General features: G+C 31.8%; 31 protein-coding genes. 1 reads left to right on the forward strand and 30 read right to left on the reverse strand.

Annotated features, from left to right (window positions below; genetic code table 11):
• Positions 1 to 56: 56 nt before the first annotated feature.
• From Q0975_RS14115 to Q0975_RS14230, 24 genes are all read right to left on the reverse strand, one after another.
• Positions 57 to 524: a hypothetical protein gene (locus Q0975_RS14115; RefSeq protein ID WP_299437721.1), complete on the reverse strand. Its 468-nt coding sequence runs from the start codon at positions 522 to 524 to the stop codon at positions 57 to 59.
• A gap of 77 nt (positions 525 to 601) precedes the next feature.
• Positions 602 to 1,279 carry a DUF4386 domain-containing protein gene (locus Q0975_RS14120; protein ID WP_299437723.1) on the reverse strand — a complete coding sequence of 226 codons (678 nt, stop codon included), beginning with the start codon at positions 1,277 to 1,279 and terminating at the stop codon, positions 602 to 604.
• 104 nt (positions 1,280 to 1,383) lie between these two features.
• Positions 1,384 to 1,926: a DUF2807 domain-containing protein gene (locus Q0975_RS14125; protein WP_299437725.1), complete on the reverse strand. Its 543-nt coding sequence runs from the start codon at positions 1,924 to 1,926 to the stop codon at positions 1,384 to 1,386.
• Positions 1,913 to 2,293 (reverse strand): GntR family transcriptional regulator, encoded by a 381-nt coding sequence (locus tag Q0975_RS14130; protein WP_299437727.1) that lies wholly within the window; start codon positions 2,291 to 2,293, stop codon positions 1,913 to 1,915. Before Q0975_RS14130 ends, Q0975_RS14125 begins: the two co-directional genes overlap by 14 nt.
• 2 nt (positions 2,294 to 2,295) lie before the next feature.
• The gene (locus tag Q0975_RS14135; RefSeq protein WP_299437729.1) at positions 2,296 to 3,048 is read right to left on the reverse strand and encodes a hypothetical protein; all 753 of its coding nucleotides are present in this window, start codon (positions 3,046 to 3,048) and stop codon (positions 2,296 to 2,298) included.
• Positions 3,032 to 3,883: an ABC transporter ATP-binding protein gene (locus Q0975_RS14140; RefSeq protein ID WP_299437731.1), complete on the reverse strand. Its 852-nt coding sequence runs from the start codon at positions 3,881 to 3,883 to the stop codon at positions 3,032 to 3,034. Before Q0975_RS14140 ends, Q0975_RS14135 begins: the two co-directional genes overlap by 17 nt.
• 253 nt (positions 3,884 to 4,136) lie before the next feature.
• Positions 4,137 to 4,685 carry a hypothetical protein gene (locus Q0975_RS14145; RefSeq protein ID WP_299437733.1) on the reverse strand — a complete coding sequence of 183 codons (549 nt, stop codon included), beginning with the start codon at positions 4,683 to 4,685 and terminating at the stop codon, positions 4,137 to 4,139.
• A gap of 327 nt (positions 4,686 to 5,012) precedes the next feature.
• A complete protein-coding gene (locus tag Q0975_RS14150) occupies positions 5,013 to 5,723 on the reverse strand; it encodes a metallophosphoesterase (protein WP_299437735.1) in 711 nt (236 codons plus the stop codon).
• A gap of 91 nt (positions 5,724 to 5,814) precedes the next feature.
• On the reverse strand, positions 5,815 to 6,786 hold the full coding sequence (locus Q0975_RS14155; protein ID WP_299437737.1) for a hypothetical protein: 972 nt from the start codon (positions 6,784 to 6,786) through the stop codon (positions 5,815 to 5,817).
• 284 nt (positions 6,787 to 7,070) lie between these two features.
• On the reverse strand, positions 7,071 to 7,574 hold the full coding sequence (locus Q0975_RS14160) for a hypothetical protein (protein ID WP_299437739.1): 504 nt from the start codon (positions 7,572 to 7,574) through the stop codon (positions 7,071 to 7,073).
• A gap of 325 nt (positions 7,575 to 7,899) precedes the next feature.
• Positions 7,900 to 8,412 (reverse strand): alpha-ketoglutarate-dependent dioxygenase AlkB, encoded by a 513-nt coding sequence (locus tag Q0975_RS14165; RefSeq protein ID WP_299437741.1) that lies wholly within the window; start codon positions 8,410 to 8,412, stop codon positions 7,900 to 7,902.
• A 63-nt stretch (positions 8,413 to 8,475) separates the two neighbouring features.
• Positions 8,476 to 9,417: a peptidase gene (locus tag Q0975_RS14170; RefSeq protein ID WP_299437742.1), complete on the reverse strand. Its 942-nt coding sequence runs from the start codon at positions 9,415 to 9,417 to the stop codon at positions 8,476 to 8,478.
• Positions 9,418 to 9,431: 14 nt separating this feature from the next.
• Positions 9,432 to 9,974, reverse strand: a complete 543-nt coding sequence (locus Q0975_RS14175) for an HD domain-containing protein (protein ID WP_299437744.1) — start codon at positions 9,972 to 9,974, stop codon at positions 9,432 to 9,434.
• 104 nt (positions 9,975 to 10,078) lie between these two features.
• The gene (locus tag Q0975_RS14180) at positions 10,079 to 10,723 is read right to left on the reverse strand and encodes a DUF4279 domain-containing protein (protein ID WP_299437746.1); all 645 of its coding nucleotides are present in this window, start codon (positions 10,721 to 10,723) and stop codon (positions 10,079 to 10,081) included.
• A gap of 262 nt (positions 10,724 to 10,985) precedes the next feature.
• On the reverse strand, positions 10,986 to 12,161 hold the full coding sequence (locus Q0975_RS14185; protein WP_366888824.1) for an ABC transporter permease: 1,176 nt from the start codon (positions 12,159 to 12,161) through the stop codon (positions 10,986 to 10,988).
• A gap of 647 nt (positions 12,162 to 12,808) precedes the next feature.
• Entirely contained in the window at positions 12,809 to 13,123 is a 315-nt protein-coding gene (locus Q0975_RS14190) for a GNAT family N-acetyltransferase (protein ID WP_299437748.1), read from the reverse strand.
• Positions 13,102 to 13,650 (reverse strand): GNAT family N-acetyltransferase, encoded by a 549-nt coding sequence (locus Q0975_RS14195; protein WP_299437750.1) that lies wholly within the window; start codon positions 13,648 to 13,650, stop codon positions 13,102 to 13,104. The genes Q0975_RS14190 and Q0975_RS14195 overlap by 22 nt, the downstream gene beginning before the upstream one ends.
• A 199-nt stretch (positions 13,651 to 13,849) precedes the next feature.
• Positions 13,850 to 14,437 carry a hypothetical protein gene (locus tag Q0975_RS14200; protein WP_299437751.1) on the reverse strand — a complete coding sequence of 196 codons (588 nt, stop codon included), beginning with the start codon at positions 14,435 to 14,437 and terminating at the stop codon, positions 13,850 to 13,852.
• Positions 14,438 to 14,546: 109 nt separating this feature from the next.
• Positions 14,547 to 15,674 (reverse strand): AraC family transcriptional regulator, encoded by a 1,128-nt coding sequence (locus Q0975_RS14205; RefSeq protein WP_299437753.1) that lies wholly within the window; start codon positions 15,672 to 15,674, stop codon positions 14,547 to 14,549.
• Positions 15,675 to 15,884: 210 nt separating this feature from the next.
• On the reverse strand, positions 15,885 to 16,145 hold the full coding sequence (locus Q0975_RS14210; protein WP_299437755.1) for a hypothetical protein: 261 nt from the start codon (positions 16,143 to 16,145) through the stop codon (positions 15,885 to 15,887).
• Positions 16,136 to 16,657 carry a hypothetical protein gene (locus tag Q0975_RS14215; RefSeq protein WP_299437757.1) on the reverse strand — a complete coding sequence of 174 codons (522 nt, stop codon included), beginning with the start codon at positions 16,655 to 16,657 and terminating at the stop codon, positions 16,136 to 16,138. The genes Q0975_RS14210 and Q0975_RS14215 overlap by 10 nt, the downstream gene beginning before the upstream one ends.
• 98 nt (positions 16,658 to 16,755) lie before the next feature.
• Entirely contained in the window at positions 16,756 to 17,646 is an 891-nt protein-coding gene (locus Q0975_RS14220; protein ID WP_299437759.1) for a tetratricopeptide repeat protein, read from the reverse strand.
• A gap of 157 nt (positions 17,647 to 17,803) precedes the next feature.
• Positions 17,804 to 18,100 (reverse strand): putative quinol monooxygenase, encoded by a 297-nt coding sequence (locus Q0975_RS14225; RefSeq protein WP_299437761.1) that lies wholly within the window; start codon positions 18,098 to 18,100, stop codon positions 17,804 to 17,806.
• A gap of 94 nt (positions 18,101 to 18,194) precedes the next feature.
• Positions 18,195 to 18,794: a nitroreductase family protein gene (locus Q0975_RS14230; protein ID WP_299437763.1), complete on the reverse strand. Its 600-nt coding sequence runs from the start codon at positions 18,792 to 18,794 to the stop codon at positions 18,195 to 18,197.
• A gap of 95 nt (positions 18,795 to 18,889) precedes the next feature.
• On the opposite strand from Q0975_RS14230, the gene Q0975_RS14235 reads away from it, so the two are divergent.
• Positions 18,890 to 19,243: a helix-turn-helix domain-containing protein gene (locus Q0975_RS14235; RefSeq protein ID WP_299437765.1), complete on the forward strand. Its 354-nt coding sequence runs from the start codon at positions 18,890 to 18,892 to the stop codon at positions 19,241 to 19,243.
• A gap of 188 nt (positions 19,244 to 19,431) precedes the next feature.
• On the opposite strand, the gene Q0975_RS14240 is transcribed toward Q0975_RS14235, so the two are convergent.
• The 6 genes from Q0975_RS14240 to recR all read right to left on the reverse strand — a co-directional run bounded on the left by Q0975_RS14240 (position 19,432) and on the right by recR (position 24,466).
• On the reverse strand, positions 19,432 to 19,923 hold the full coding sequence (locus Q0975_RS14240; protein ID WP_299437767.1) for a hypothetical protein: 492 nt from the start codon (positions 19,921 to 19,923) through the stop codon (positions 19,432 to 19,434).
• A gap of 5 nt (positions 19,924 to 19,928) precedes the next feature.
• Positions 19,929 to 20,222 (reverse strand): hypothetical protein, encoded by a 294-nt coding sequence (locus Q0975_RS14245; RefSeq protein WP_299437768.1) that lies wholly within the window; start codon positions 20,220 to 20,222, stop codon positions 19,929 to 19,931.
• A gap of 86 nt (positions 20,223 to 20,308) precedes the next feature.
• The gene (locus Q0975_RS14250) at positions 20,309 to 21,013 is read right to left on the reverse strand and encodes a hypothetical protein (protein ID WP_299437770.1); all 705 of its coding nucleotides are present in this window, start codon (positions 21,011 to 21,013) and stop codon (positions 20,309 to 20,311) included.
• Positions 21,014 to 21,259: 246 nt separating this feature from the next.
• On the reverse strand, positions 21,260 to 22,600 hold the full coding sequence (locus Q0975_RS14255; RefSeq protein ID WP_299437772.1) for a dihydrolipoamide acetyltransferase family protein: 1,341 nt from the start codon (positions 22,598 to 22,600) through the stop codon (positions 21,260 to 21,262).
• Between the two features lie 90 nt (positions 22,601 to 22,690).
• Positions 22,691 to 23,818: a glycosyltransferase family 2 protein gene (locus Q0975_RS14260; RefSeq protein ID WP_299438197.1), complete on the reverse strand. Its 1,128-nt coding sequence runs from the start codon at positions 23,816 to 23,818 to the stop codon at positions 22,691 to 22,693.
• A 27-nt stretch (positions 23,819 to 23,845) separates the two neighbouring features.
• Positions 23,846 to 24,466 (reverse strand): recombination mediator RecR, encoded by a 621-nt coding sequence (gene recR / locus Q0975_RS14265; protein WP_299437774.1) that lies wholly within the window; start codon positions 24,464 to 24,466, stop codon positions 23,846 to 23,848.
• Positions 24,467 to 24,879 lie beyond the last annotated feature (413 nt).

The following is a 24,879-nucleotide window of genomic DNA, read 5'->3' on the forward strand; positions in this document are numbered from 1 at the left end:
ATTGATTCTTTATCCTTTTTAAGGTAAAAAACCCGTTGATATTTTTAATTAAGATTTTAGGCGTATTGTTCTGTCTTAAATTTGAAAATTGCTCGTATATAATTTTTCCAAACATAAAGCCATGGAATTACGATAAGATCAATTGGAATTGCTATAAGAAATGGCTTTAGAAATCCTTCTGAAGTTGCATCTAATGTACCTGTAGACCACATAGGATAAGCGATACCTATAAGCCATACTGATTTATAAAATATTTGTAATAATAGTAAGGGAAGCATTTTTATAGGAAATCGAATTCCTAAACCCATTAATGTAGCATAAGCTACCCAAAAGCTATAGGTAACTCCATCGTAAGCTCCCCAGGTTTCGCTAGGATTGATAACTTCTGACCAAGTAGAATACCCCAATGAAAAAAACGTAAGGAGGTATATTATTCTCATAAGTAATAATTGAAGTTTTGAAACTTCTCTACCTGCATTAAGATCTCGTTTCACAAAATCTTTAATAAAATCTTTTAGATTCATAACTGTTCGTTTTTTAGCCCGCCTAAGGCGGATTGATTGATGATTAATTTGATTGATGAAATGATGAATTATATGTTTTAAACAGCCTCTTGAAGTGTATGAGATGTATTAAATCCTTTTACAATAAGCCAGATTACAAACATTAATTGTGTGAGTGCCATTGGCATATATAAATACATAGACCCTGTACCAAAAATTGTCCATAGTACATTGACAAAAATCAATACGGCCGAAAAAACACATAAGGCTGATAAAATCCTAGGAACAAGTTTTGATATATACATCAAATAATAAAAGATGGAAAGCGGAATGCTCGCAACAAGTATATCCATCATATGAACCCATCCTCGAGTTTCTTGTAGTACCCTACCAAAAGCTTCAAGATTAGTCGTGTCAGATATACTAAGATTTTGGTATTGTTCACTGAAAGATACTAAAGATAGTATGACCGTATTATCAATAATACTAATGACGAAAAGAATTATACTAAAACTCAAGTACCAAAGTGCCATACTTTCATGAACCTTCTTTAAAGTTGGTAGAAGCATTATCGCCACACCAATACCTATTGTTTTAGTAACAATATGAAGAAGTGTAGAAGCTAACACCTGGTCAGTATTTTCTGAAATTTTTGTAATAAAGTCTGACGTAAATATTAAAGGACCTAATAAAGAAACATTAATTAAGATTCCTACTACCATTTGTAACAGAAGTAAAACACCTGTTATTCTTCCGATTTTTTTGATTGAATACATAACTGTTCGTTTTTTCTATTTCGATTGCTCGAAACAAATTGATTGATGATTGATTTGATTGATGATGATGAATTATTTGTGTTGTATAAGCGATTATTTTAATGTTAGTTCGAAAAATTTATTTCTTTAGAATTCCCTGTTAATTTTATAGCAGCATCTGATCTAGCTTTGCATCTTACCAATTCATAGGTTACTTCTAAGTCACCAGTACTTTCTCCTCTAAATTCGAGTATTAATTCTTTTCCGGTTACGGCTCCCAGTGTTTTAAAATATGCGGATGAACCGACTTTTATAGTATCTAAATGATGATTAGAAATAAACACCTTAATCGTATCATCCATATTCATAGTTTTTACTTTCTCTATCACTAATGTTTGCTGATTCACCTTTGTTTTGATATGAGGCATAAAGTTTTCCGGAGCTTCAACAGTAATTTTCGATATACTATCTTGTTTGAAATACACCATCATTTTATCCTCTATATGAATACTTCTAAAATCAGATACCTTTCTTGTTTCGGATATAATTGTACCACTATCCTGAATCACTCCTTTTCTAACATAATTATGAGTCGAAAACTGAAGTGTTGTAAAATAAAGGAAGATGGCTCCCAGTATACCTAACAGAATTAGATTACTTCTTTTCATCATCTATATTGTTTACATATTGATCATACGTGTTTTTAAACTCTTCAAACTTTATATCAAGTAATCTCATTTTTTTAAATACATCCGGTAACATTTCCTCCTTAAATTCTTTTCTTTTTATATCTAACACCGTATGATATCCATTTTCTGAAACAAAATACCCTATTCCTCTTTTGTTATAAATCACCTTTTCGTCCTGAAGATGATTAAAGGCGCGTATAGCGGTATTAGGGTTTACTTCTACCATAACAGCAATTTCTCTTACAGATGGTATTCTTTCATCTTCTTTCCATTTTTTGGAAAGGATATTTTCATAAAAGACATCCACTATCTGTAGATAAATAGGTTTGCTGTTATCAAAATCCATACTTACACCTCCTTTTCTAGCATCTTACAATACCCCACAAATAACATTAGTGGCCCCAAAATCCCAACAAAAAACAATATTCCAATTACCGAAAAATCATTTTGGGCTAAACCAAATGCTTCAGAAGCGAATGCATCTCCAAGATGTACGTCATATCTATAATTAAGCATTGTAAATAGGATCATGTTGTAAATGATTACTCCAAAAAACACCAAAACAAAAACCAATAATGTCTTGCCAATCCTATTCTTTTTAAATGCCAATGCACCTACAAGAAAAACCGGTTGAACAATACAATAAAACATGGCAAAACCCAGATATTCTCCTGATAACATCGGTAGCACGTGAAAATCTGTTCCAAAAACAATACCTCCTGCTACAATTGCTAATTGTCCTACAATAAAACTAAGAACGGAAAACACTATCGTATACAAGATGGTCGTAGTAAACCATATTGCTGCCATCCTTTCATATACGGATACTGGTAACACAAAGTATAAATGGTTTGCTTTGGGGTCATGTGATTCTTTACAAATAGAAAATGTAAACAACACTCCTAAAGGGATATAAAATAATCCAAAAACATTGACAAACTCTCCCACAGTAATGTGATAATCTTCCCTTAGGTTAATCAAAAAGAAAACAAAAGCAATAGCACTGACAACTATCAAAGCGGTTCTCATACCACTCTGTCTGATGGTTAGGTCTCGCCGGATAAAATGATATATTCTTTTATAATTAAATTGATGTGTCATGATACCTCTTTTTTAATACCTGATTTATGCTATCCGGTTCATTTAGTACTGCATTAAACAACAACTCCAGATCTACATCTGTTTCATCTTTATCCAACCTTGGCAAAACTCCTTTACCACCCAATGATGGTTCGGCATAAATAATATCATATTTATCTTTTTCTAAGGGTTTGCCAAACCAAAGATGTTCTGAAACTTCGAATAATGACTTATCAAAAACTACCTTAGAATGATCCAGTATCATTAAGTGATTGATCAAGCTGTGTAAATCCCTAACCTGATGCGTGGCTATAACAATGCATTTTCCTTGATCCGCAATCCTCGCTATTATTTTTCTAAACTGGCTTTTGGATGGAATATCTAACCCATTGGTAGGTTCATCCATCAACAACAGTTTTGTATTGGTTGCGATCCCGAATGCTATGAGTACTTTTTTCTTTTGACCAAATGACAGTGTTGCGATATTCTCATTCGGAGAGAGATGAAACTCCTTTATCAATTCATAAAATTGTTCTTTAGAAAACTGTGGGTAAAAAACAGAATTTACCTCTTCAAACTTAGAAACAGGTAACGCTGCTAACTCAAAATCTTCTGGGATTAAGAATATCTCCTGAAGACACCTAATATGTTTTCTGGATATATGTTCCCCAAAAACTTGGCAAGATCCGCCTTTAGGAAAAAGTAATCCTGCAATGATTTTCATTAACGTACTTTTTCCTTCTCCATTTCTACCAAACAAACCATAAATGTTCCCTGAATCAAAATTCAATGACACATCATTAAGAATTGTTTTGCCTTTTGGGTAATAAAATTTTATGTTTTCAATTTTTATCAAAACTAGTGTATTAGTTATCTAGTACACCACAAATTTAGCTAAATCAAATTAATAAACAAGTATTTCAATGATTTTTTAACACCCACACCGGAAGCAAAAACACAAAAAACCCTTATTTAATAGTTATTAACACAAATTCTGACATTAAAGAAATAATATAATATTTTAGAGTAAAAAGCATTAAAAACAAAGAATTCGAACAAGTAATAATACACCTGTTCGAAATTCTTCGCTACAAAAACTCCCAATCTAACTAAGGGTTCATAACAATGGTAAATGTGCAATTAGCCACAAAAATATTTTCTGTTTCCAAACGGGTTACATCAATAAGTCCTTCTAGCATAACTTTTCCAGTGATATTCTCAAAATCTCCTGTGCCATCCATAATATTATCCGTTGTTGGGATAAAACTGGTATTTAAAAAACCTGGATCTGCTGTAGGCGTAAGTGTTACAATATTCTCCGCTACAATTGACCCACGACCTTCTATAAAGAATGTAGTAATCACGTATTCTGTAAAAGTACCATCTTCATTCTCCTTTGATGTAATTGTGCAATCCTCTAATGTTCCTATTACTTCGCCACTCTCTACGTTAGTTATAGGCATAGAAAAACAATTTAATGTTATCGTTTCTCCTAAACTTGGTACCGTCACCTCTTTATCTTGTCCTTCTGTAACTCCGGAACCTAATACTTTTAGAGTTTCGCCTGTACTAGGGACATCTCCTTGATAATCATCATCACTACATGATACGATTGCTACTACTATTGCCAAGAAGGCAATACGCTTCATTTTTTCCATAATTCACTAATTTTTAAAATGTTATAAAATTCGAAGGCGAAAGTAATCGGTAAGTTTTCCGATAGAAAAATTTTGATGTATACCTAAAGTGACCTGTGTTTTATATAAAGTACACTAACATTGGGAAATCCTTAAAAACAAGTAAACAAGAAGTAGACATTCGGATCGAATCGTCTCAATAACAGACACAAATACAATGTTAAAATTAAGAAAACGCTGTAATAGAAAACACGCTATAAGTACAGTTTAAATGTCATTGCTAGCTCAAAAAAGAATAAAAATACTTAGACAAGATTAGAAACTATTATTTAATCGGTAAACTCTTTTTTAAAACAACACCACTTCTGTATCTATCTTATCTTTATTTAACTCAATTATTCTATATCCAAAAGTATTGCCATGTACTTTAATTTCTTCTATATCTTTTTCTACTTGATAGGATCCGGCAGGTGTAATGTACTGTGTTATATTTTCATAACTGCGGTAATCTTCCATATGATAATGACCACAGAAAATAATAATATCATTGATAACTTGTTCTAATAAAGATTGAATCTTTTCTCTTCCTTTTAAGGAAAATCTCTTGTCTACAATAGCGGGTATCGCCAAAACAGGATGATGAATAAACAGCAGTATTTTTTTTGGAGTGATCAACTCTGTTTGCAACCAAGTTAGTTGTCTCTTACTTATAACCTCCGCACTGGAATCTAAAAAAATGAACTTAAAAAAATCATCTTCTTGACAATAAAAAAGTTCATTATGATCTGTATGAGCATCGTTTTTATAATATTTTATCGCTTCAGAAAAATCATCATGATTCCCTAAAGAAATAGATATTTTATAATCTCGTAGAGATTCAAAAAACCAAGAGTTAGATGATTTCTCTCCAATATCTCCTCCATAGACAATCTCATCGACATTTCTTAAAGCTACATCTTTCAGAATTGTTTTCCAGTTTTGTCTAGAATCTACCCCAACACTTATAGGAAACTCTTCATCTACATGAATATCAGTTATATATGCTATCCTTTTAATCATACAAGAAATGTAAGGATTTTATATGATTCTATACAATAAGATCGCTTCTTTGGTCTATTTTATAACACCTATATAACATCCTATAATACGATTATTCTGCTTCCCGAATGACTTGCAATGTTTGATTAAACACTTCTTCAAAATCTGTAGCAGCTGTATAATGTATAAATATCGCTGCTACTGGAGTAACAATATTAAAATCAGTTTTTTCTACATCTCCATTCATCAAGGCTAAACAAGCACGTCCGTCCTCTTCTTTTTCTAATACCGCATGGATTACTCCTTTATATAAATTAATAAAAGATGTCGAATATGAATCAGAAAATCGATTTAACCCCTGATCACAAAGCTGCATAGCCACATCATATTCTGATGAAATTAAATTCAATCTAATACGGTTTAAAAAAGCATTTCTACAAAACATACCTGTACATGCTAGCTCAAATGCCTCCATAGCTTCTTCCGTTCTATCCAAAGTAACATAAGAACACGCTAATAAATTTAAGGCATCAGGAATTTGTTTCATATAAGGTCCTGGTATAGCAGGATTCATAGGGTATTGATCAAAAAAATCACCTAGCAATGTAACCACTAATTCTTCATTACCATCAAAAAAGGCAGTCTGAGATTTTTCATAAAGTTCACCAAACAATTCCATTGGGTTTATATCTTCGCTGTCCAGATATTTCACAAAACGATCCAGGCTTTTATATATCATCTGAAAATCTCCAGTTTCATGATTTCCGAAATATACCGGACAATCCTCATCACTAATATTGACTACCAAAAAATCGGTTTCATCCTCGAGCGTTGAAAAAGCAATATACTGGCACTGATCACTCTCTGACTCTCTTGTTATCCAATCCGAATGTCTTTCCATTAATTCTTCTACTGTGTCCGCAGAAAAGTCCAAATCAAACTCGCAACTCGGATCCCAACCTGGTAAATTAGCAATGGAAGCATCATTATACTCATCAGCTTCAGAAAGGTAAAAGATTTCAAGTCGTTTAGGAACTGAAGTAGTACTACTCAATGATTTTACGGTTTTAAGTATATCAGACATTTATTTTGAATTTTAAAATTAACAACACAAAGATCCATACCTATGTCCTCCTATACTACACTGTTTTCAGTGAAATAATACTTATTGAATGATCCACAAACATCAAAAAAACCACAACTAGTATTGTTGCGGTTTCATTAATATAGTATTCTTGATCATCGCCTATAGAAAAGCCTGTCTTGTCAGTAGGCAAGCTCAGACTGATAATGTTATTTTTTTTAGCATTCTTTGTCAACATTAGAATTTCCCTCTATGGTCGTTAATTCCTTATAAAGAGAACTTATTTATTTACACTCAGCACCTAAAACCTTACCTTCTTTTTTTGCTTTAGCATCCATAGAAACCCCTATTGCGAGTCCAATGGACATTCCTATTGTCATACCTAACATCATTCCATAGATTAATCCATTAGATGTTCCAGAATCATTTCCTGACATTGACCCAAAAACAACTCCGAAGGTCATTCCTAAACTCATTCCAAGAGACATCCCGATGCTCATTCCAATCGTCATATAGTAGCCCTCAGATATCAAGGAAAATTCTTTTTTTAGGTAATTAGAGAATTCAGCAAGTTTTTTGCTATAGTATTTTTTTCTATTTTCTCGATTCACATCAAAATCGAATACATCAAGTTTATCTTCAATCGCTAGTAGTTGCTCTTCAGATAAATTTTTATCTTCTAGCTGCGATAAAATAGCAATGAATTTTTTATACACTTTTACTTCAGATTTAACATCCGTCTCCGTAACCAGATTCTTAAAAAATTTAGAGGCTTCATTAATATTCATAAGTATAAAGTTTACTGTTAAAAATTGTATGCTACTTGATTAGTATCTATATAATTGAATTTGTTACAAACATGACCGACCACTTGAACTCTTATAAATAATATTTAGAAAAAAAATAAAAGAGCAACTACAACCAACACCCAAAACAAGATTCCCAAATAGTATAATATAATTCCCTGACGTTTTTGCTTTTCAGTACCCGGTAAATTATACAAATATTGATAACCAAAGAACATCACAAATAATACTCCGAAAAAGAAAATTAAAATTTTATCAGTTAACGTAAGTCCTTTTTTTGATTCTTTAGGATTTGTCATTAAGTACGTTATATCATTTTTCTAAAGGTTAAACTCATCCTTCCTTTGTCGGTATCAGATTTTGGAATAGCATGTTGCCATTCATCTTGCAGCTCATTGGTCATATAAATAAGTGAACCCGATGTTAATTTATAATCCTTCCTGAATTCTCTATTTTTTATATTTCGAAACCTGAGCGTTCGAGTTTCTCCTATAGAAACTATTGCAACACCCGTTCCTTTAGAAAGAATATCGGTCTGATCAGAATGAAATCCCATGGATGATTTACCATCTAAATAATAATTTAAAAGACAGTTATTTGGTTCAAAAAATAATGCTTTATCAATTAGTCGTACAATCGTTTTCAACTCATCTGTGAATTCTTGATATGGATAACTTATTTGGGAATAGTTATATGCTTTACCAAAACTAGCAGTTTTTCTTGCTGTCATACGATCATCCCATTCAATTGAATCTTTTAATACTTGGAAAAGAGTTGACGGATTATCAATAAATGATTCTATATAAGTTATTCCCTCCATAGTCTTTATTTTTTAGTGTATAGTATCATTGCTTTGGTATCGTCTACAGTCATCTAAATATTATTATTTTTTTGCTTTATCAAACTGTTCCACCAAGACTAGTATATCCTGTTCTTCGTATTTACGTGAAAAATGAACCGGAATTGCATTTTCTATTTTACAGGCTTTCATGATTTCTCCTGATTTTGACGCATAACTATGATAGTTTTTTTCTGCAAATTCTTTATCCTCATCTTTATAAAAACATTCAATATATACTTCATCACATCCTGTAAATTTTCTTTTAATTTTTGAATGATTTTGTTCACTAGCCGCGTGATCCAAAACGACTCCCAACTTCTTACCTTTCTCTACATGAATCAAATGAAATAACTCTTTCGACTTATAAACTTTACCTTCTATTTCTATAATTTTTTCTCCCTCTATAGCCTCATAAGCTTCCTTCAATTCTCGTACCCACTTCCCTCCTTTTTGGTCGTTATCCAATTGTATCTTAGTCTTATCATGAGCATTAAAGAGATATGCAATAGTATCCGTTTTGTGATCTAGTATCTCATATTCAACTACAAACTGTTTTTCTTCAAATATTGTAGTTTTTGAAACCAAGTTTTCATCTTCTTTCTCCCAAATTGGAGGACGTAAAATAGTTGATTTATATTCGCCGTCCTGCAGAATCTCTCTCACTTCGTATGTTATTGCATCTTTGTCAATCAGATTCCAGCAATAACTCAGTATTCTATTTTGAACCTGATCAATAATTCCTTTAGGTCCTGTAATAACTACCCTCCTTTGAACCCCGATCTGATGCCTAAGTATCGTATCAAAATTTACAAAATGGTCAATATGAGTATGACTTATAAAGATTGCATTGGTATTCATACATTCTTTTACACTCAAGCTTTTGGCTTCACCACAATCAACTATATAATTAAATGGATGGTTATCAACTTTTATAAGGATACAGATATCCTCATCTGGTGCACTTTTTATTTCTGCAGTAAACATCTTTTACTTTTGGACTAAGTTAAATTTATATTCTTTTCATATCCCTCGATTTTTTGATTCAATCGATGATGAAGATATTCATTTTTACCTTGTAGAGATACTGATATCAATTTTGCCTCTTCACAGTATTTGCCAATTTTTTCTTTTGTCCAATGTTTTGGTGGCGTTTGCAAATTTGTTATCCTATCAGCTATTTTAACAAGTCCAACTTCTTTTTGTAGCGCATTAATTCTAGCTAAACTGTCTTTCATCCTTTCTTCTTTGGTTGGCAAGCTTTCATTTTTAGTTAAAGCTTGTACCGCAACAGCTATTGCATCATCAAACTCATTTTTTATTTCTTCAAAACTTGCTGTTGTATCCTCAATAGTATCGTGTAAAACAGCAACCTGTACCGCAAAATCAAGATCAAAATTATGATCAGCTTGATACGCCATCAACACTTCCATAGCAACATTAGAAATATGTAACAGATAATTAGCATTTGTACCTGGTACTTTTTGTTCACTATGCTTTTCACCAGCATATTTCATTGCTTTTTGATATAATTCTTGTGTCATTTTTCGATTATGATTTTCATTTTTCTGAACAATTAAAACTAACGTTATAAGTATGTGCCTTAACGAAGCAAAACGTTACCCTACTTTTCTATTTTTCAGAGTGCTTATTTTAATTCATTTCCAAACACGTATTGGTCAAAGTCAATTGCTAAATTGAGTTCACTAATTCTATTGATAGTTTCTCTGTCAAGATGAATTCCTTTATTTCCGTCAATATACTGTTGATTATGAACGGAAATATAAACATTTGCTTTTTCAACTAACTTTCTGATTCCTGCAACATCTTTTTCTAAATCCGTTAAGAGTAGTTTTAGTTTAGAATCTAAATCATAAGCTCTATTTTTAATTGGCTCAAAAGATAGACGACTAAAACTATAGTTCCCTTTTCCAGTTTTTCTAATGTCATTTACACTCCAACCAGAAAATCCTTTCAAATTTGTTAATCCCGAAAGTTGCTCAAAAGTTAGGTTTTCAGATGTTGCAGTCAAGCTTACTTGATTTCCGTTTTCGATTCCGACATTGGTTATTTCATTATTTTCTTTACAGAAATAAACACTCAAAAAAAAAGGCTCCCCTTTTATTGAAAAATAAACAACGTTAGTCTCTTCAAATGATTCGAAATCAACTCGTTCAACTTTTGGTTTTCCATTTTCTATTTCGATATTAAGAACTTCAATATATTGTTCTGTCGTCCCGAAAGTTGGATTTTCTATTTCTGAAATGGCTTTTCTTATTAACTCGTTTTTCAATTTTTACTTGGTTTTATTTATAACGTTTGACATATGGTTCGTCGCGTGTTTAAATAACTAATTTAACAAATAGAAACCAAATATAAATCAGCTAGGGTTTTTGGAAATAGACGAGGGCTAGCAACAAATTATATACGGTCTTGCGTAGGATATTCTCTGTGCTTACTTTATTTTTTTCTATTCTCGCTCAACATAATGTTGATTTCATAAATCACTTTATCTTCTTCCTAAATTACAGTAAAATATAGTTAAAAATCATTCATTACATTCCAGTTCGAATCGCCTCCACAGGGTTCAAGCGTGATGCCGAAATCGCAGGAAGAATGCCTGCAATCAATCCAATGACCGTGGAAACTACTGATCCAATCAACATATTCGTAGACAAGAGTATAAATTCAAAATCTTCGATAAACTGGGAAGCTAATTTAAAAACTAAAAACACTAAGGTTATACCAATAAACCCACCAATAACTGCAAGGATAATAGCTTCAAATAAATACTGAAACAATATAAATCTATTCTTAGCTCCAAGGGATTTCTGTATTCCTATAAGATTGGTCCTTTCTTTTACACTTACAAACATAATATTAGCTATTCCAAATCCTCCCACCAATAATGAAAAGCAACTAATCATTAATCCTATTTTGTTTAAAACACTGGTTATATTATCTATCACATCTGTAAATCCTTTCATTTGATTAACAAAGAAAGTATCTACATTATCTGATTTCAAACCACGCATTAAGCGAAATCGTTGTGTAAGCGTAGTACGGAATTCATCCATATCTATTCCTTTCTTAGGCTTAATAATAATGCGGGGAAATGTTGTCCTATTATTATTCCCATAAATTTTCCTTGCAAAGTTTGTCAATAATAAAACAAAGTTGTCCTTTGAAAAATCTCCCAAGACTGCTCCTTGTTTCTCTAGCACTCCGATTATGGTAAATTTCCGACCATACAACTTCGCCTTCCCTCCGATTGCTTGCTCAGCAGAACCAAATAATGAATTTGCGATTTCATCTCCAATAACAAGAAGAGTAGCCCCTCTATCGGATTCAGATTCAGAAAAGAAACGGCCATGTGCTATCTGAAGCTCTTCTATATCTCCATATTCATAGGTAATAGATGCTATATTTACATTAGATACTGAAGCATAATCATTCTTAATTACCTTAAGTGGGACTTGCATCACAAAAGTAGCCGCTTCAAGATTAGGGGTATTTCTTTTTATACTTCGATATTCATCATAAGTTACATCCGGAAATTGCTGCCATTTCCATTGAGGAATTTCTGTTGGACTAAAAGGAAACCTCATTACAATGATTGTGTTTTTATCAATACCACTAAGACTTCCCTCAATCTCTTGTTTTAAACTATCTACACTTGCTAGAACTGCTATAATTGAAAAAATACCGATGGCAACACCCAAAAGTGACAAAAAGGAGCGCAACTTATTGTTTACAAGCGCATTGATCGCAAAACTGAAGCTCCCTTTTAGTATTCTAAGGTAAATTAATATTGATTGGGCGAAATACTTGGATTCCCCCGAATGGGTTTTATTCTTTTGTTTATACATTCTAGAAATGATAAATGATTAGACATTTGTTGTATCATTTTACGCACTGATGTGCATATTGGCATAGAAAAAATTTCTTTTCTATGCTATGTATAAACTTGAATATTGGTTATTAGAAGTGTTTATTTTTTTTAAAAATATGTACTGAGCAACTATTGAATTTATATTTTGGTATAGCTCAATTTGTAATTTTAAGATAGTTAACGTCTTATTACTATACGCCTTTCTTAAATTTTGATATGTAAGTAATACAATTGAAAATACATTTTCAACAAGAATTTTTCCAGTATAGGCAAACAATTTCGAGTGCTTGCTTCTAAATTCTTTTTCACTATTAATGTATGAGACTTGATTGTATTTTAAAGAACTAACCTCCGAATGCGCAGAACATTCGTTAACCGTCAGACCGAAAATCAGAAGGAGGGAAATCAGATATTTTAAATACTTTATCAATCTATTTTATTCATTTTTGTGTACAAGTTATCATTTTTTTCAAAACATATACATTGTTAGCTGTAGCTTTTATCAAGTTGTAGTTTCATTTCTAACTGTTCCAGATTTTTTTCAAATCCTATTTTTTGTAAAAAAGCATCAATGGGTTTTGAGCTTTTATCTAAATTAATAATTGAAACTGTAGCTCCATAGTCCTCTATTAATTTCGACATTAGAGTTGAAGCTATTTTTCGCCGTTTAAAGTTCTTGTTTATCGCAATTTGTTGCAATCTTTTATTCTTTGGATTATATATAACATATCCAACCAGCTTATTTTTAATATAAGCGCCCAATGAAACATTAGTATTTTTTAATTGATTGACATTTGCCAAGTAGGAGTGATATCCCAAAATGATTGCATTAAGCTCCAGTCGTACTCTTGTAATTCACGAATTTCTAAATTGTTGTTCACGTTTGAAATAACTATTTCTCCCTTGTAGCAGTATAATTCTCTTTCTATTTTATAACCAGATTTTTTATACGATGTAATAGCTTGTATATTTTTGGTAATGACTTCAAGGAATAATTTATTAATTCCTTTTTCTTTTAAAACTGGTAAAATAAAATTGTACATCTGTTTCGTTAATCCAAAACCTCTTTTCTCTGGAATAACTCCTGTTCCTCCATTGTATACTATTTTTTCGCCATTGATTTCGTCAAAACCATGTAATATAAAAGCAATTAGTCTTTCGTCTTCAAAAACACCAACAGATACGCCGAGATTTACTTTATCCGCTAGCATTTTAGAATCTAGCTGTTCTTCTGTTAACTGAAACGGAATAAAATAATCCGAAAACGATTCATTGAACACCTTTAGAATGTCTTTTGTATCTACCCCTATTAACGTATGAATCTCCATTTCGATTTTTAAATTATTACTAACATTTATGTATAGGTTTAGTTCCTTTGGCTATCAACTAAATTAATAAAAGAAAACGAACCAGAGTTTCTTGGTAGTGTGTAATTAATAATAACGTGTTCGTCTATAAGTAATAACGATTTGAATTATAAATCAAATCGTTATTACTTATACACCTTTTTGCACAACATTTTTACAGCTAAAATTGATAGCCAATACGTAAATGCAAATTTATTGCAGTTTCCCCTTTGTTCTTTGTAAATCCCGCGTTTTTAGAAAAAAAATGAATATAACCAACTCCAATACCCGTTTCATAATTAAAATATTTCCCTAAGTTTCTTCTAATTCCCCAAGTTGGAATTATAGATAAGTTATCTACTATTCGTGCATTTTTATCATCTCCAAAGTCAAGAAGTAAATCGTCTGAATGAAAACTTGTTTTAAGAGAAAAGAAATTTCCACTATTGTTGTCTATTCGTTTTGATTTACTCGCGCGTTTATCGAGATTATAATACCAACGCGGTTCTAATGTAATAACGGTGGTCAGCAGAAAACCAGCATCAGGATAAAAATCATCATTATCATAAGCATCAAAGCCTACTTCAGTTCGCAGTGCAATTTGATTTGATAGTTTTAGTTCATTGTAAACCCACAATCCAGCAAATCCTGTTTGAATTCCGAAGATTGATTTTTCTACACTCTGTTTTTGTGGTTTTTCAAGTGTGTTTTGTGATTTTGCAATTAGTACAAGTCCGCAAAACAATAATGTCAATACCTTTTTTTTCATTTTATTATAGTTTATAAATCTAATTGCAAACCAATAAATTTATAATGATTTAGATTGACCAATAGAAGCGTTGGTATGTTATTATATGTTAAAAAACATAGAACAACTTTTATGAAATACTTTTTTTGAATTCAGAAGGAGAGAGTCCTGTTTCTTTTTTGAAAATTCTATTGAAACTGGTTCTTGATTTAAAACCACATTCGGACGCAATTCCAAATAGGTTATAATTTTTATAGATATCTAAGGTTATCTTTTCTTTTACAGCTTCTACACGATACTTATTTATTAAAACATAAAATGTAGTGTTCAAGTATTGATTTAACATTGTGGAAAGTTTTTTGTCTGTTGTAGAAAGTTGTTCTGCTAATTTCCCTAATGTCAAATCTTCATCCAAATATGGCTGTTCAGTTTTTATAATAAGTTCAAGTTTATTTTTTAGGTTTTCAAACGCTTCTTTTTTCTCAGAAGACAATGTCTTCTTTTTCTTCTTAACTTCAGTTTCAGTTTCATTATCTAATAAAAAAGACGGCAATAATACTTTAGATTGGTTTACACCATAATACGCTAAATATGAAACCAGGACAATCATAGCCAACACAGAAATATTGTCAACATTCCATTGAAAATCTCCAAAAAAGGATTCAAATATTTTAAGCCCTAAATCAACACTTATAATAATCAATGCAGATAAAAGCATAATCTTTATCCAATTGAAATCATATTTCGTTAGGTTCGAATATTTATATTCAGTCAATTTTCGATACTTAGATAACAATCGTAATGAAATAATTAAGTATAGTATAAAGTATAAATTATCAATTCTTATAATGCTACGTATAAAATTTGAATGTGTATAGGCAAGTTCGTTTATCTTAAAGTTATTAAACAATATCGTTGGAATCGTAATGCCAAAAGCAAATATGAAAGTAGGAATAAAATGTACAAAAGTCTTTTTTACTAAATTATCTTCTTTTAAGAATAAAGATTTTACATAAAGAAATAACAAAGGTCCTAAAGTAATTGTTGTAATATCGTTTGGTAAAAAGCAGAGGTTTATAAGCCAAATAATATCATGCAACAAAGCATAGAAATATAGAGAAACAAAAAATAGAAGTAAGAAAAATACAATTAATATTTTTTGAGGTAGTTCCTTCTCTTTTATTCTTTTTAGCTTTAATAAAACTATTGCAATAATTACAATGCCTCCCACTAAAAAGAAATCTAAAATTAAATTCATTAATTAAAATTTAGTTTTTCTTAATGTTTGAAACCTAGCGTTTAAAAGACGTGAATTTTTATATTTTGTTTCAACTTATAAATTTTAAAAGCCATACTTCGACAAGTTCAGCACAGGCTTTAAAAATTTAGGAGGCTCGAAAACATACATAAGCACCTGCTTGCTAATCAATTCACTAAATAAAGTCTCATTCATTATTGTAGCATCTACTTATTCCTTTTTTGTTCCTAATAAATATAACACGACACCAGGTCCGGATTTTACTTTATCAATTTCCCAATCATAATTTTCTGTTCCGTTCAAATTCTCCACAAGTCCGTTCATTTCTTTAACGGAATAAGTCCTTAACGAGGAAACAACTCCATCCCACAATACAAACAAAGGTACAATTGGGATTAAATAGGTGAAAATAATGCGTTTGATTTTAAATGGTCGTATGAACGGTGTAACCAATAAAACGCTTATTGGCAAAATAGCATTGCTAAAATACTTGGAACACTTCTTTCCTGTCCTTCAAATACTGCAATCGAGCTATTCGTGTCAATGGCATTTTGCAGGATTAGTTTTGCGTCTTTTGGTTCAAAATGGTGCAATGATAAAAATTGAGTTCTCAATCCTTTTAATTCCTCTGGCACATTTCGCGCATCAACAGGTTTTTCGACATATTCAAAATTGTCCGCGTTTTCTTTTGTGAATTTGAATGCAGGAATATTGGGGTAAAAATCAGTCAGAATTATTTTCAGATCTGAGTTATTCTTTTTCAATTCAGAATTCAACCAAATTAGTCCGCCATCACCTCCTGAACCAAGGTCTACGATCTGATTCGTTTTACTATTTCGTAACCCTTTTTCAATTACTGAAACAATCGGTTTATACATTTTTGTTTTGTTGGACAAAAACTGTAAAAAATCAGTTCCGTAATTCCTCAAAAAAGTCGGAAACCATTTTTGGTCTTCAAATTCAAAAAGATGTACTCTTCCCATTTTTAGTTTATTTAGTCCAATGTTCTACGGCGTCTCTTACATGATGCGTTAGCTTCCAGAAGAGGAGTATATGCTATATCCAAACTGTTAGCGCAAGTTTATTTTTTTAATTCTATTATTTGCTGTTTAGCATACTCTTGAGTTCTTTTATCACCAAATTCGATTGTCTTTTCATAATACTCAATCGATTTTTGTTTTTCTCCTTTTAATTTATAGGCTTGAGCAATATTCGCTAATACAATAGGATCTTTGGGAGCCAATTTTTCCGCTTTTAATAGTGGTTCAAGTGCTTTTTCGTATTCTTTAGTCAGTAAATATGTTATTGAAAGATTGGATAAGCTCTCGATATGATTCGGATAATATTTTAAAACCTCATTTGCGATTTCTCGCATATTTTTGAGCAATTCATCATTTCCAGTATTATATAATTGTAATTGATAGGTTTGAATGTCTAATAGAAAATCTTTTTCAGTGCCATTTTTTTTTTCATTATTTGTCCATGTCCAATTATTATCATTAGTAGAAGAATATTTAATTGTTTTAACAATTTCTGAAGTAAAATTGTTCCAATCGGCTATTTGGCCTAAGGCATATATTTTCCCAAATCTCATGTCAAGTCGGTTTGGATAACTTGTAATTCCTTCGTCAATTTTTTCTAGTCCTTTTCTTAATTCTGTTTGATCATAATGAATTTGACTTCCTAAAAAACCAGCCGTTTTATTAAGACTATCTTTTAAGGTTAAACTTTCACCATTTGGTTGGTTTGTAGTCAATGCTATGACTTCTTTTCTAGACTTTGAAAAATGATAATTAAAATAGCTTGTAAAAAGTTCAGGATCATTGGGACTTGATTTTTTCCATTCCTCAAGAACTTTTAATTGATTTAAGGTATCCTTCGTTTGACAATAATTTAAAAATTCTGATTGATAATTTTGACAAAACCCTATTTGAGCTAATAAAATTGATATTAGAAAAGATATTTTCTTCATTTAATATTTTAATTTGTGCTAACATTCTTGTGTATAAGTAGTGGGGGGGGGTTACGTAACTACTTTTCAAATTACAATATACTTAATTAAACGCAAAAATGGTTTGGATAAAAATCCAAACCGCTATTACTTTTATACATTGTTGGCAACTGGTTTTCTATTCTATTTGTGTCATTTCGTTTAGTATGAATTCTTCGACAGCTCCATCTGTTGCTTTCATATAATCAGCTAAATGTTTGTTGTTCATATGAGTTTGCCATAACTCTCTATTTTCCCAATTCTCAAAAAACAAAAATAGATTTTCATTTTCATTGTCTTGATGTAAGTCGTAGTTAATACAGCCTTTTTCCGCTTTTGTAATATCGATTAATTTTAGTAGTTCGCTTTTTACTAATTCTCTTTTCTCCGGTTTTGCTAAAATTCTTGCAACTATTGTTAATTTTTGATTACTCATATTTTCTGTTGTTATGTTGTTAGATTTATCTTCTTTTGTTGGGTTTGTACACATTATAAAAAGTATACTTATTCCTAAAACGATTATTTTTTTTTCATATCGCTTCTATTACCTTTTTAATATCTTTCCTTGACTTTGGTTTTTTATTCGGTTGGTTAAAATCTTCATTGTCTCTATAACCAATTGCTACTGCCATAAGAGTAGCGTAGTCTATCTGATTTAGAATTTTGTCATAATTTTTAGGTTCAACACCTTCCATTGGTGTAGCATCAATTCCCATTTCAGCACAGGCACTCAAGAAAACCCCTAAAGCCAAATAAACTTGTTTGTCAAACCAAGCTTTTATTTGTTCGTCCGTTTGAGGTTTTATAAATTCTTTGTAATAGTTCACTGCTCCTTTTGGCAGTTCTTGTTCAATTTGTTTTTCGAATAAGTCAATATTGTTGATTCTGCTGAACACCACAACAGTATCACTGTCAAGCACTTTGTTTGTGTTCAACCAAGATACCTCCGAAAGTTTTTGTTTTGTGTCTTTGCTTGAAACAAAAGTAAATTTCCAAGGCTGGCTGTTTATTGAGGAAGGGCTCAATTGTAAAATCTCTTTTAATTCTTCAATTTTTTCATTTTCGATTTTTTTTGTCACGTTATACTTTTTTGTAGTATATCGATTTTGCATTGATTTTATAAAGCTCATATTTTCTATTTTAACTTACTATAATAATTATAGTTGCAAAAGTAAATATAGTATTTTACCTTTGCAATAACGGTCAAAAATGATAGTATAATTTTATGGAAACAAAAGAACCCAAAATGCTTAAATTCAAAGGGAATGAATATCCTTGCTGTGCCAGTTTAACAATGGGAATTATAGGTGGAAAATGGAAAACTGTAATCTTATTCCATTTAATGGAAAAAACTTTACGCTATAATGAATTAAGAAAGGAAATGCCTACTGTGACAGAAAGAACATTGAGCTTACAATTAAAGGCATTAGAAGAAGATGGTATAATTAATAGAAAAGTTTATACTTCCAAACCGCCTTTAAAAGTAGAATACTCACTAACAAATTTCGGTAAAACCTTAATTCCACTTATTAGGTCGATTGCTGATTGGGGTGATTTAGTGGTTGAAAAATACTCTTAGCTAACGATCACAATAGCTTGTTGCAACGCCAAATATATGAATCGAAGCAAGGCAAGTATGCCAGAACCAATCGATCTATCTGCGCATTTTTATTTCTTGTTCAATTTATAAAAATCTAGCGCCTTTGTAAAAAGGAATTATCTTTCGATCGGACAGTAAATTGCCATGATTTATATATCTTGTTGTAGCTAGTTACTTTTATTTATATAGATTATTTTAGGGTTATTCCCGTCTTTGTCCCTTTTTGTACGTCCATATATTCCTATTGCAATGTTATCAGGTGAAGTTGTATTTAGTTCGTTCGGATGAACATAGGTATACATACCATATCCGTGACTAGAAACAATCCAACCTTTTGTTTGATTCAAAGAGGTAACATTAAAATCACCCGCTGGGCCACCAGCACTGACAGGTCCAAATTCTTCCATTAATTTAATAGCTTCATTTTGAATATCATTAACCTTACTAATATCATCAAAAATAATGTAGGTTCCGTTTTTGAACAACACCCAATCTTGAAATTTAGGATTTATAGCAAGTCGAACATTATCAAGTAATGATTTAGGTTCATTTTCGGAGGTTTTCATTTCTATCTTCAAGCTTTCGGATTCTTTTTTATGTTTATTACATCCTACGGTAAAACTAACTAATAATAATGCAATTAAAGTTCTATGTGTCATTTTTCTTATTTATTCCAGATCATTTTATCAGCAATATATTTTGGACATATCACTATAATTGAATTTTCACTTTCGAGATATTCAGGTTTTTTCTCTTTTATTAATTCAGTAACAAGAATAGCTAAATCACTTTGATTTTTAGGGTGGTCAATTTCCATATAAAAATCATATTGCTCCCCAAGGTATAATTTCCCAACTTGTACAGTTTTCTCTTGAATAAGAATTATATAAGTCCCAGAAGCAACCTTAGGAATAGTTTTGCCATCTCCATACACTTTTATTCGATCTAGTTCATTCATTTTTCAATTAGCTACAACGTTCCTTGTATGTTGCGTTTGCTAGCCGAAGGCGGCATATGCAATATACAAATTGTTGTAGTACGTTTTTAGTATTCAACTTTAAGTATTTCGTAGGTATTCTGTTTAGTCAATTCATTTATAAACTTAGATTCACCACCAATGGTTGAGAATGCCAAATCATAATCTGTATTAACGGCCCAATTTCCTTCTTTTGGATAAATCAAACTCGGTGTTAGTCTTAGATTCTCTCTTTTTATTAAATTAGGTAAATCGTGTATTCGACCACTAAACATCAAATCTTTTTCCCAATCCTGAGTTGATAAAAAAGTGTAAAATAACTCAATCTCCTGATTTCCATAAAGTCCGTCAACAACTTTGACTAAACTCACCAAATGTTCTTCATCCATTATTCCTTCTCCAGGATATAACTCATTATTCATTTGTTTATCAAATCTTTTCCATCCAACAGAGTTTAGAATAGCTGTGTTAAGTTCAAAAGAAACATTTTTAAGTTTGTAAAAATCTTTCCAATTTACACGACTGAAATCCTCTTCACGAAATTCATCATCATCATTTTGCATTTCTTTTATTTCACTTTTTGGAACGTTATAATTTATCCAATATGAGTGAAGAGCAATTGCGTAATCTTGAAAGTTATTTGGCAAAGTCAATCTCAGAAAATATTTGATTGGATTTTCCTTTTTTAGATTTATATCAACCTCAATTTTTTCTCCAACAATTGTTGCATAAGGTTTTATCCAATCAGCTATTTCTTTATCAATTAATTCCAATTTTTCTCTTTAATGTACTACAACAAAGTTATATAGGTAATATTACGCATATTCCACTTATATTGCCAATTGCGATCGTTTACGAAGGCATAATAAACATTCAATATACAGGTAGCACTTTTTAAAGAAACTACAATTTATACATATAAAAAAACCACAACAAATATTGTTGTGGTTTTTTATATTATTCAGCATCACACTTCGACAACACTTCTACAAACTCAGTCTTCGGTATGATATGTGATTTTAAAATTCTCTATTTACATCAAATGCTTCTAGGTAGTCTTTTACGCGTTGTACAAACTGTCCTCCTAATGCTCCGTTGACAACTCTGTGATCATAAGAGTGTGATAAGAACATTTTATAACGGATACCTATAAAATCACCATCCGGTGTTTCAATCACAGCAGGTACTTTACGGATCGCTCCTAATGCTAAAATAGCTACTTGTGGTTGGTTGATAATTGGTGTTCCCATAATACTACCAAAAGTACCAACATTAGTCACTGTATAAGTTCCACCTTGGATATCATCTGGTTTTAATGCATTATTACGTGCTCGGTTTGCCAAATCATTTACTGCCTTAGTCATCCCAACTAAGTTTAACTGATCAGCATTCTTAATTACCGGAACAATTAGATTACCATCACCTAAGGCCGCTGCCATTCCAAGGTTAATATTTTTCTTTTTGATGATGGTATCACCAGAAACAGAAATATTAATCATTGGGAAATCTCTGATTGCTTTTGCCACAGCTTCCATAAAGATCGGAGTAAAAGTTAGATTCTCTCCTTCTCTCTTCATGAAATCTCCTTTTACCTTCTTTCTCCAGTTCCAGATATTCGTAACATCCGCTTCTATAAACGATTGTACGTGTGCAGAAGTTTGTACAGATTCTACCATATGATGTGCAATCAGTTTGCCCATTCTGGTCATTTCTATAATCTCATCATCTCCAGATGCTACCACTGGTGTAGCTTTTGGTACTGCCGCTTTCTTAGCTGGCGCTGCTGGAGCAGTTTTTTGCTCTGTTACTGCTGGTGCTGCAGGAGCAGCAGTTTTACCTGCTTTACGATCTTCTACAAATTGTAGAATATCATTTTTAGTCACTCTACCGTCTTTTCCGGTTCCAGCTATATTTTCTAATTCTGCTACAGAAATTCCTTCTGCGGCAGCAATATTTTTCACTAACGGAGAGTAAAACTTAGAACTCTCTGAGAAATCCGCCTTAGCAGTTACAGTTTCCGTAACTGTAGCCATATCGTTTTCGATTACTGCTGCTGTTTCTGGAGCTGAAGCTACTTCTTCTTTAGATTCCTGTGGAGCTGCTTCTACAGTACCTTCTCCTTCTATTTCGATAATAGCGATTGTTTGACCAACTTTTACTACATCATCAACTTCAAAAAGTTTTTCAACCAATACACCTTCTACCTCACTTGGAACCTCACTATCTACTTTGTCCGTAGCAATCTCTAATACTGCATCGTCCAACTCGATAGTTTCTCCAACTTCTTTTAACCAAGTTGTTATTGTTGCCTCTGCAACACTCTCACCCATCTTCGGAAGTTTAAGCTCAAATTTTGCCATATTCTTAATCAAAGGTATTTATTAGTTATATTTTTTGCGAAATTAATAAAAGTTAAGCTCTTAAATTAATTTTCCTGTATTAAAGTTTCTCTAAAAAGTAATCACCTCGCCTTTTCCATCACTAAAATCACTTCCTAACATAAAGTTACACCCTGCAGGCCTAATCTTAAAGGTTATATTCGATTTTTTTAATCGTTGCATTTCACTGATAATCTTACCAAAACTCAGCAACTCATTATCAAAGATAAGTTCGTTATTAGTATATCCCAAATTCTGAGCGGATTCTAAAGAAATAAACTGTACTTCTTTTTTTAAAATAGCTGCAATTTTTTGTCTCAGCTCCTCATTTTCAGAAACCAGAAAATACTGATCAATCACACGTTTTTCGTTATGATGATTTTTAAACGATTGTATCACAGAAGTTAACCGTATTCCAAAGGACACAATAAAATCTAAGAACCAGTTGCTTTTAAAATGCTTGCTATAAAACAATCGCATGGCTCCATAAAAGCGTTTTATATATTCTGTATTACGATCTGTGCTTTCACCTTTATAGTGAATCACGGGTATCGTGCCTATGTAATAGTTTTCTAATCCTTTCTTCTTCATTTTGTATGAAAGATCAATATCTTCTCCATACATAAAATAATCTTCGTCAAAACCCGCCACTGATTCGTAATCTACCTTTTTTACCAAAATAAAAGCGCCTACCAAAATATCGATATCACCAATCCCTGTTTCTGATATGTGGTCGGCATAATAATTCTTCACTTTACCGAGTTTGATCCCAAACAATCTTCTAAAAGATGTTAATGGTGAAGGGACATTACGTTTACTTTCTGGTAAAAAATTACCTGTACCATCAATCAATCTGGGGCCTACCATTCCCATATGAATTAATTTTTCTGATGCTGCCATAATTTGCGTAAACGTATCTTCTGCAACTACCGTATCGGGATTCAGAATACAGATATACTTGCCTTTAGCCAAAGCAACTCCTTGATTATTGGCTTTTGCAAAACCAACATTCTCTTTATTTGCAATAAGTGTAACATCAGAAAAACGCTCTCTAACCATTGCACAGCTATCATCTGGAGAGTTGTTATCAATTACAATAATCTCTGCGTCTAGGGTAGCAACAGCTTTCTGTACACTAAGAATACATAGCTCCAGAAAGTAACGTACATTATAATTAAGAATGATTACGGAAAGCTTCAGAGGATCAGGTTTTAAAAATTAAACATTTTAGGAGCTCTTTAAAGCATTTTCGAAAGGAATCCTATTGATAATACTTCTTCCTAAAGTTACTTCATCTGCATACTCTAATTCATCATTTACACCAATTCCTCTGGCAATAGTGGATGTTTTTATCTCAACACCTTCTAGCTGTTTATAGATATAAAAATTAGTAGTATCTCCTTCCATAGTGGCGCTCAATGCAAAAATCAATTCTTTTACCTCTTCGGATTTTGCTTTTTCTACCAATGTCCCAATTTTAAGATCTTGCGGTCCTATACCATCCATCGGACTTATTTTTCCGCCTAAAACATGGTATAAACCTCTATATTGACTTGTGCCTTCAATTGCCATTACATCTCTAATATCTTCGACTACACAAATAACGCTCTGGATGCGATTTGGGTTGCTACAGATATTACAAATTTCTAACTCACTAATACTATGGCATTTTTTACAAAACTTTACATCTTCTCGTAAAGTCCCTAAAGCCTTCACCAAATGTTGTGTTTGTGTTTCTGGTTGCCTCAAAAGGTGCAATACCAATCGCAATGCCGTTCGTTTACCAATACCAGGTAACTGCGACATCTCGTACACTGCGTTTTCTAATAATTTTGATGAAAATTCCATAGCGGTACAAATGTAATAAATAGTGGTGAGTATTTAAGTATTTGAGTAATGGAGTATCGAAGTATATAACGAATCATCCATTCACTCATCAACTCATTAACTCATAGATGCAAAAACTAGCAAACTCCCATACTATTTTATTACTTTTACCACAAAAGAAGAAATCATGTTTGATGCACTTTCTGAAGAGACCCAGTTAGTATTAGTTGTTATCGGAATAGCACTATTATTTCTTATTGTGAAATGGAATTCTGGACGTAACAAAAAAAAATTGTACGATCGGGACAAGAGAGATTTTAGGAAGAATTATTTTAAAAAGAAGAAAAAATGAACATTATTGATTTTCTATTATTAAAATATATAAATCAATAATTTCCTTCTTCTCAGAGAAGCTTGAGTCAAAACACCCTTAT

Source organism: uncultured Aquimarina sp. (genome assembly GCF_947500065.1).
GTDB lineage: Bacteria > Bacteroidota > Bacteroidia > Flavobacteriales > Flavobacteriaceae > Aquimarina.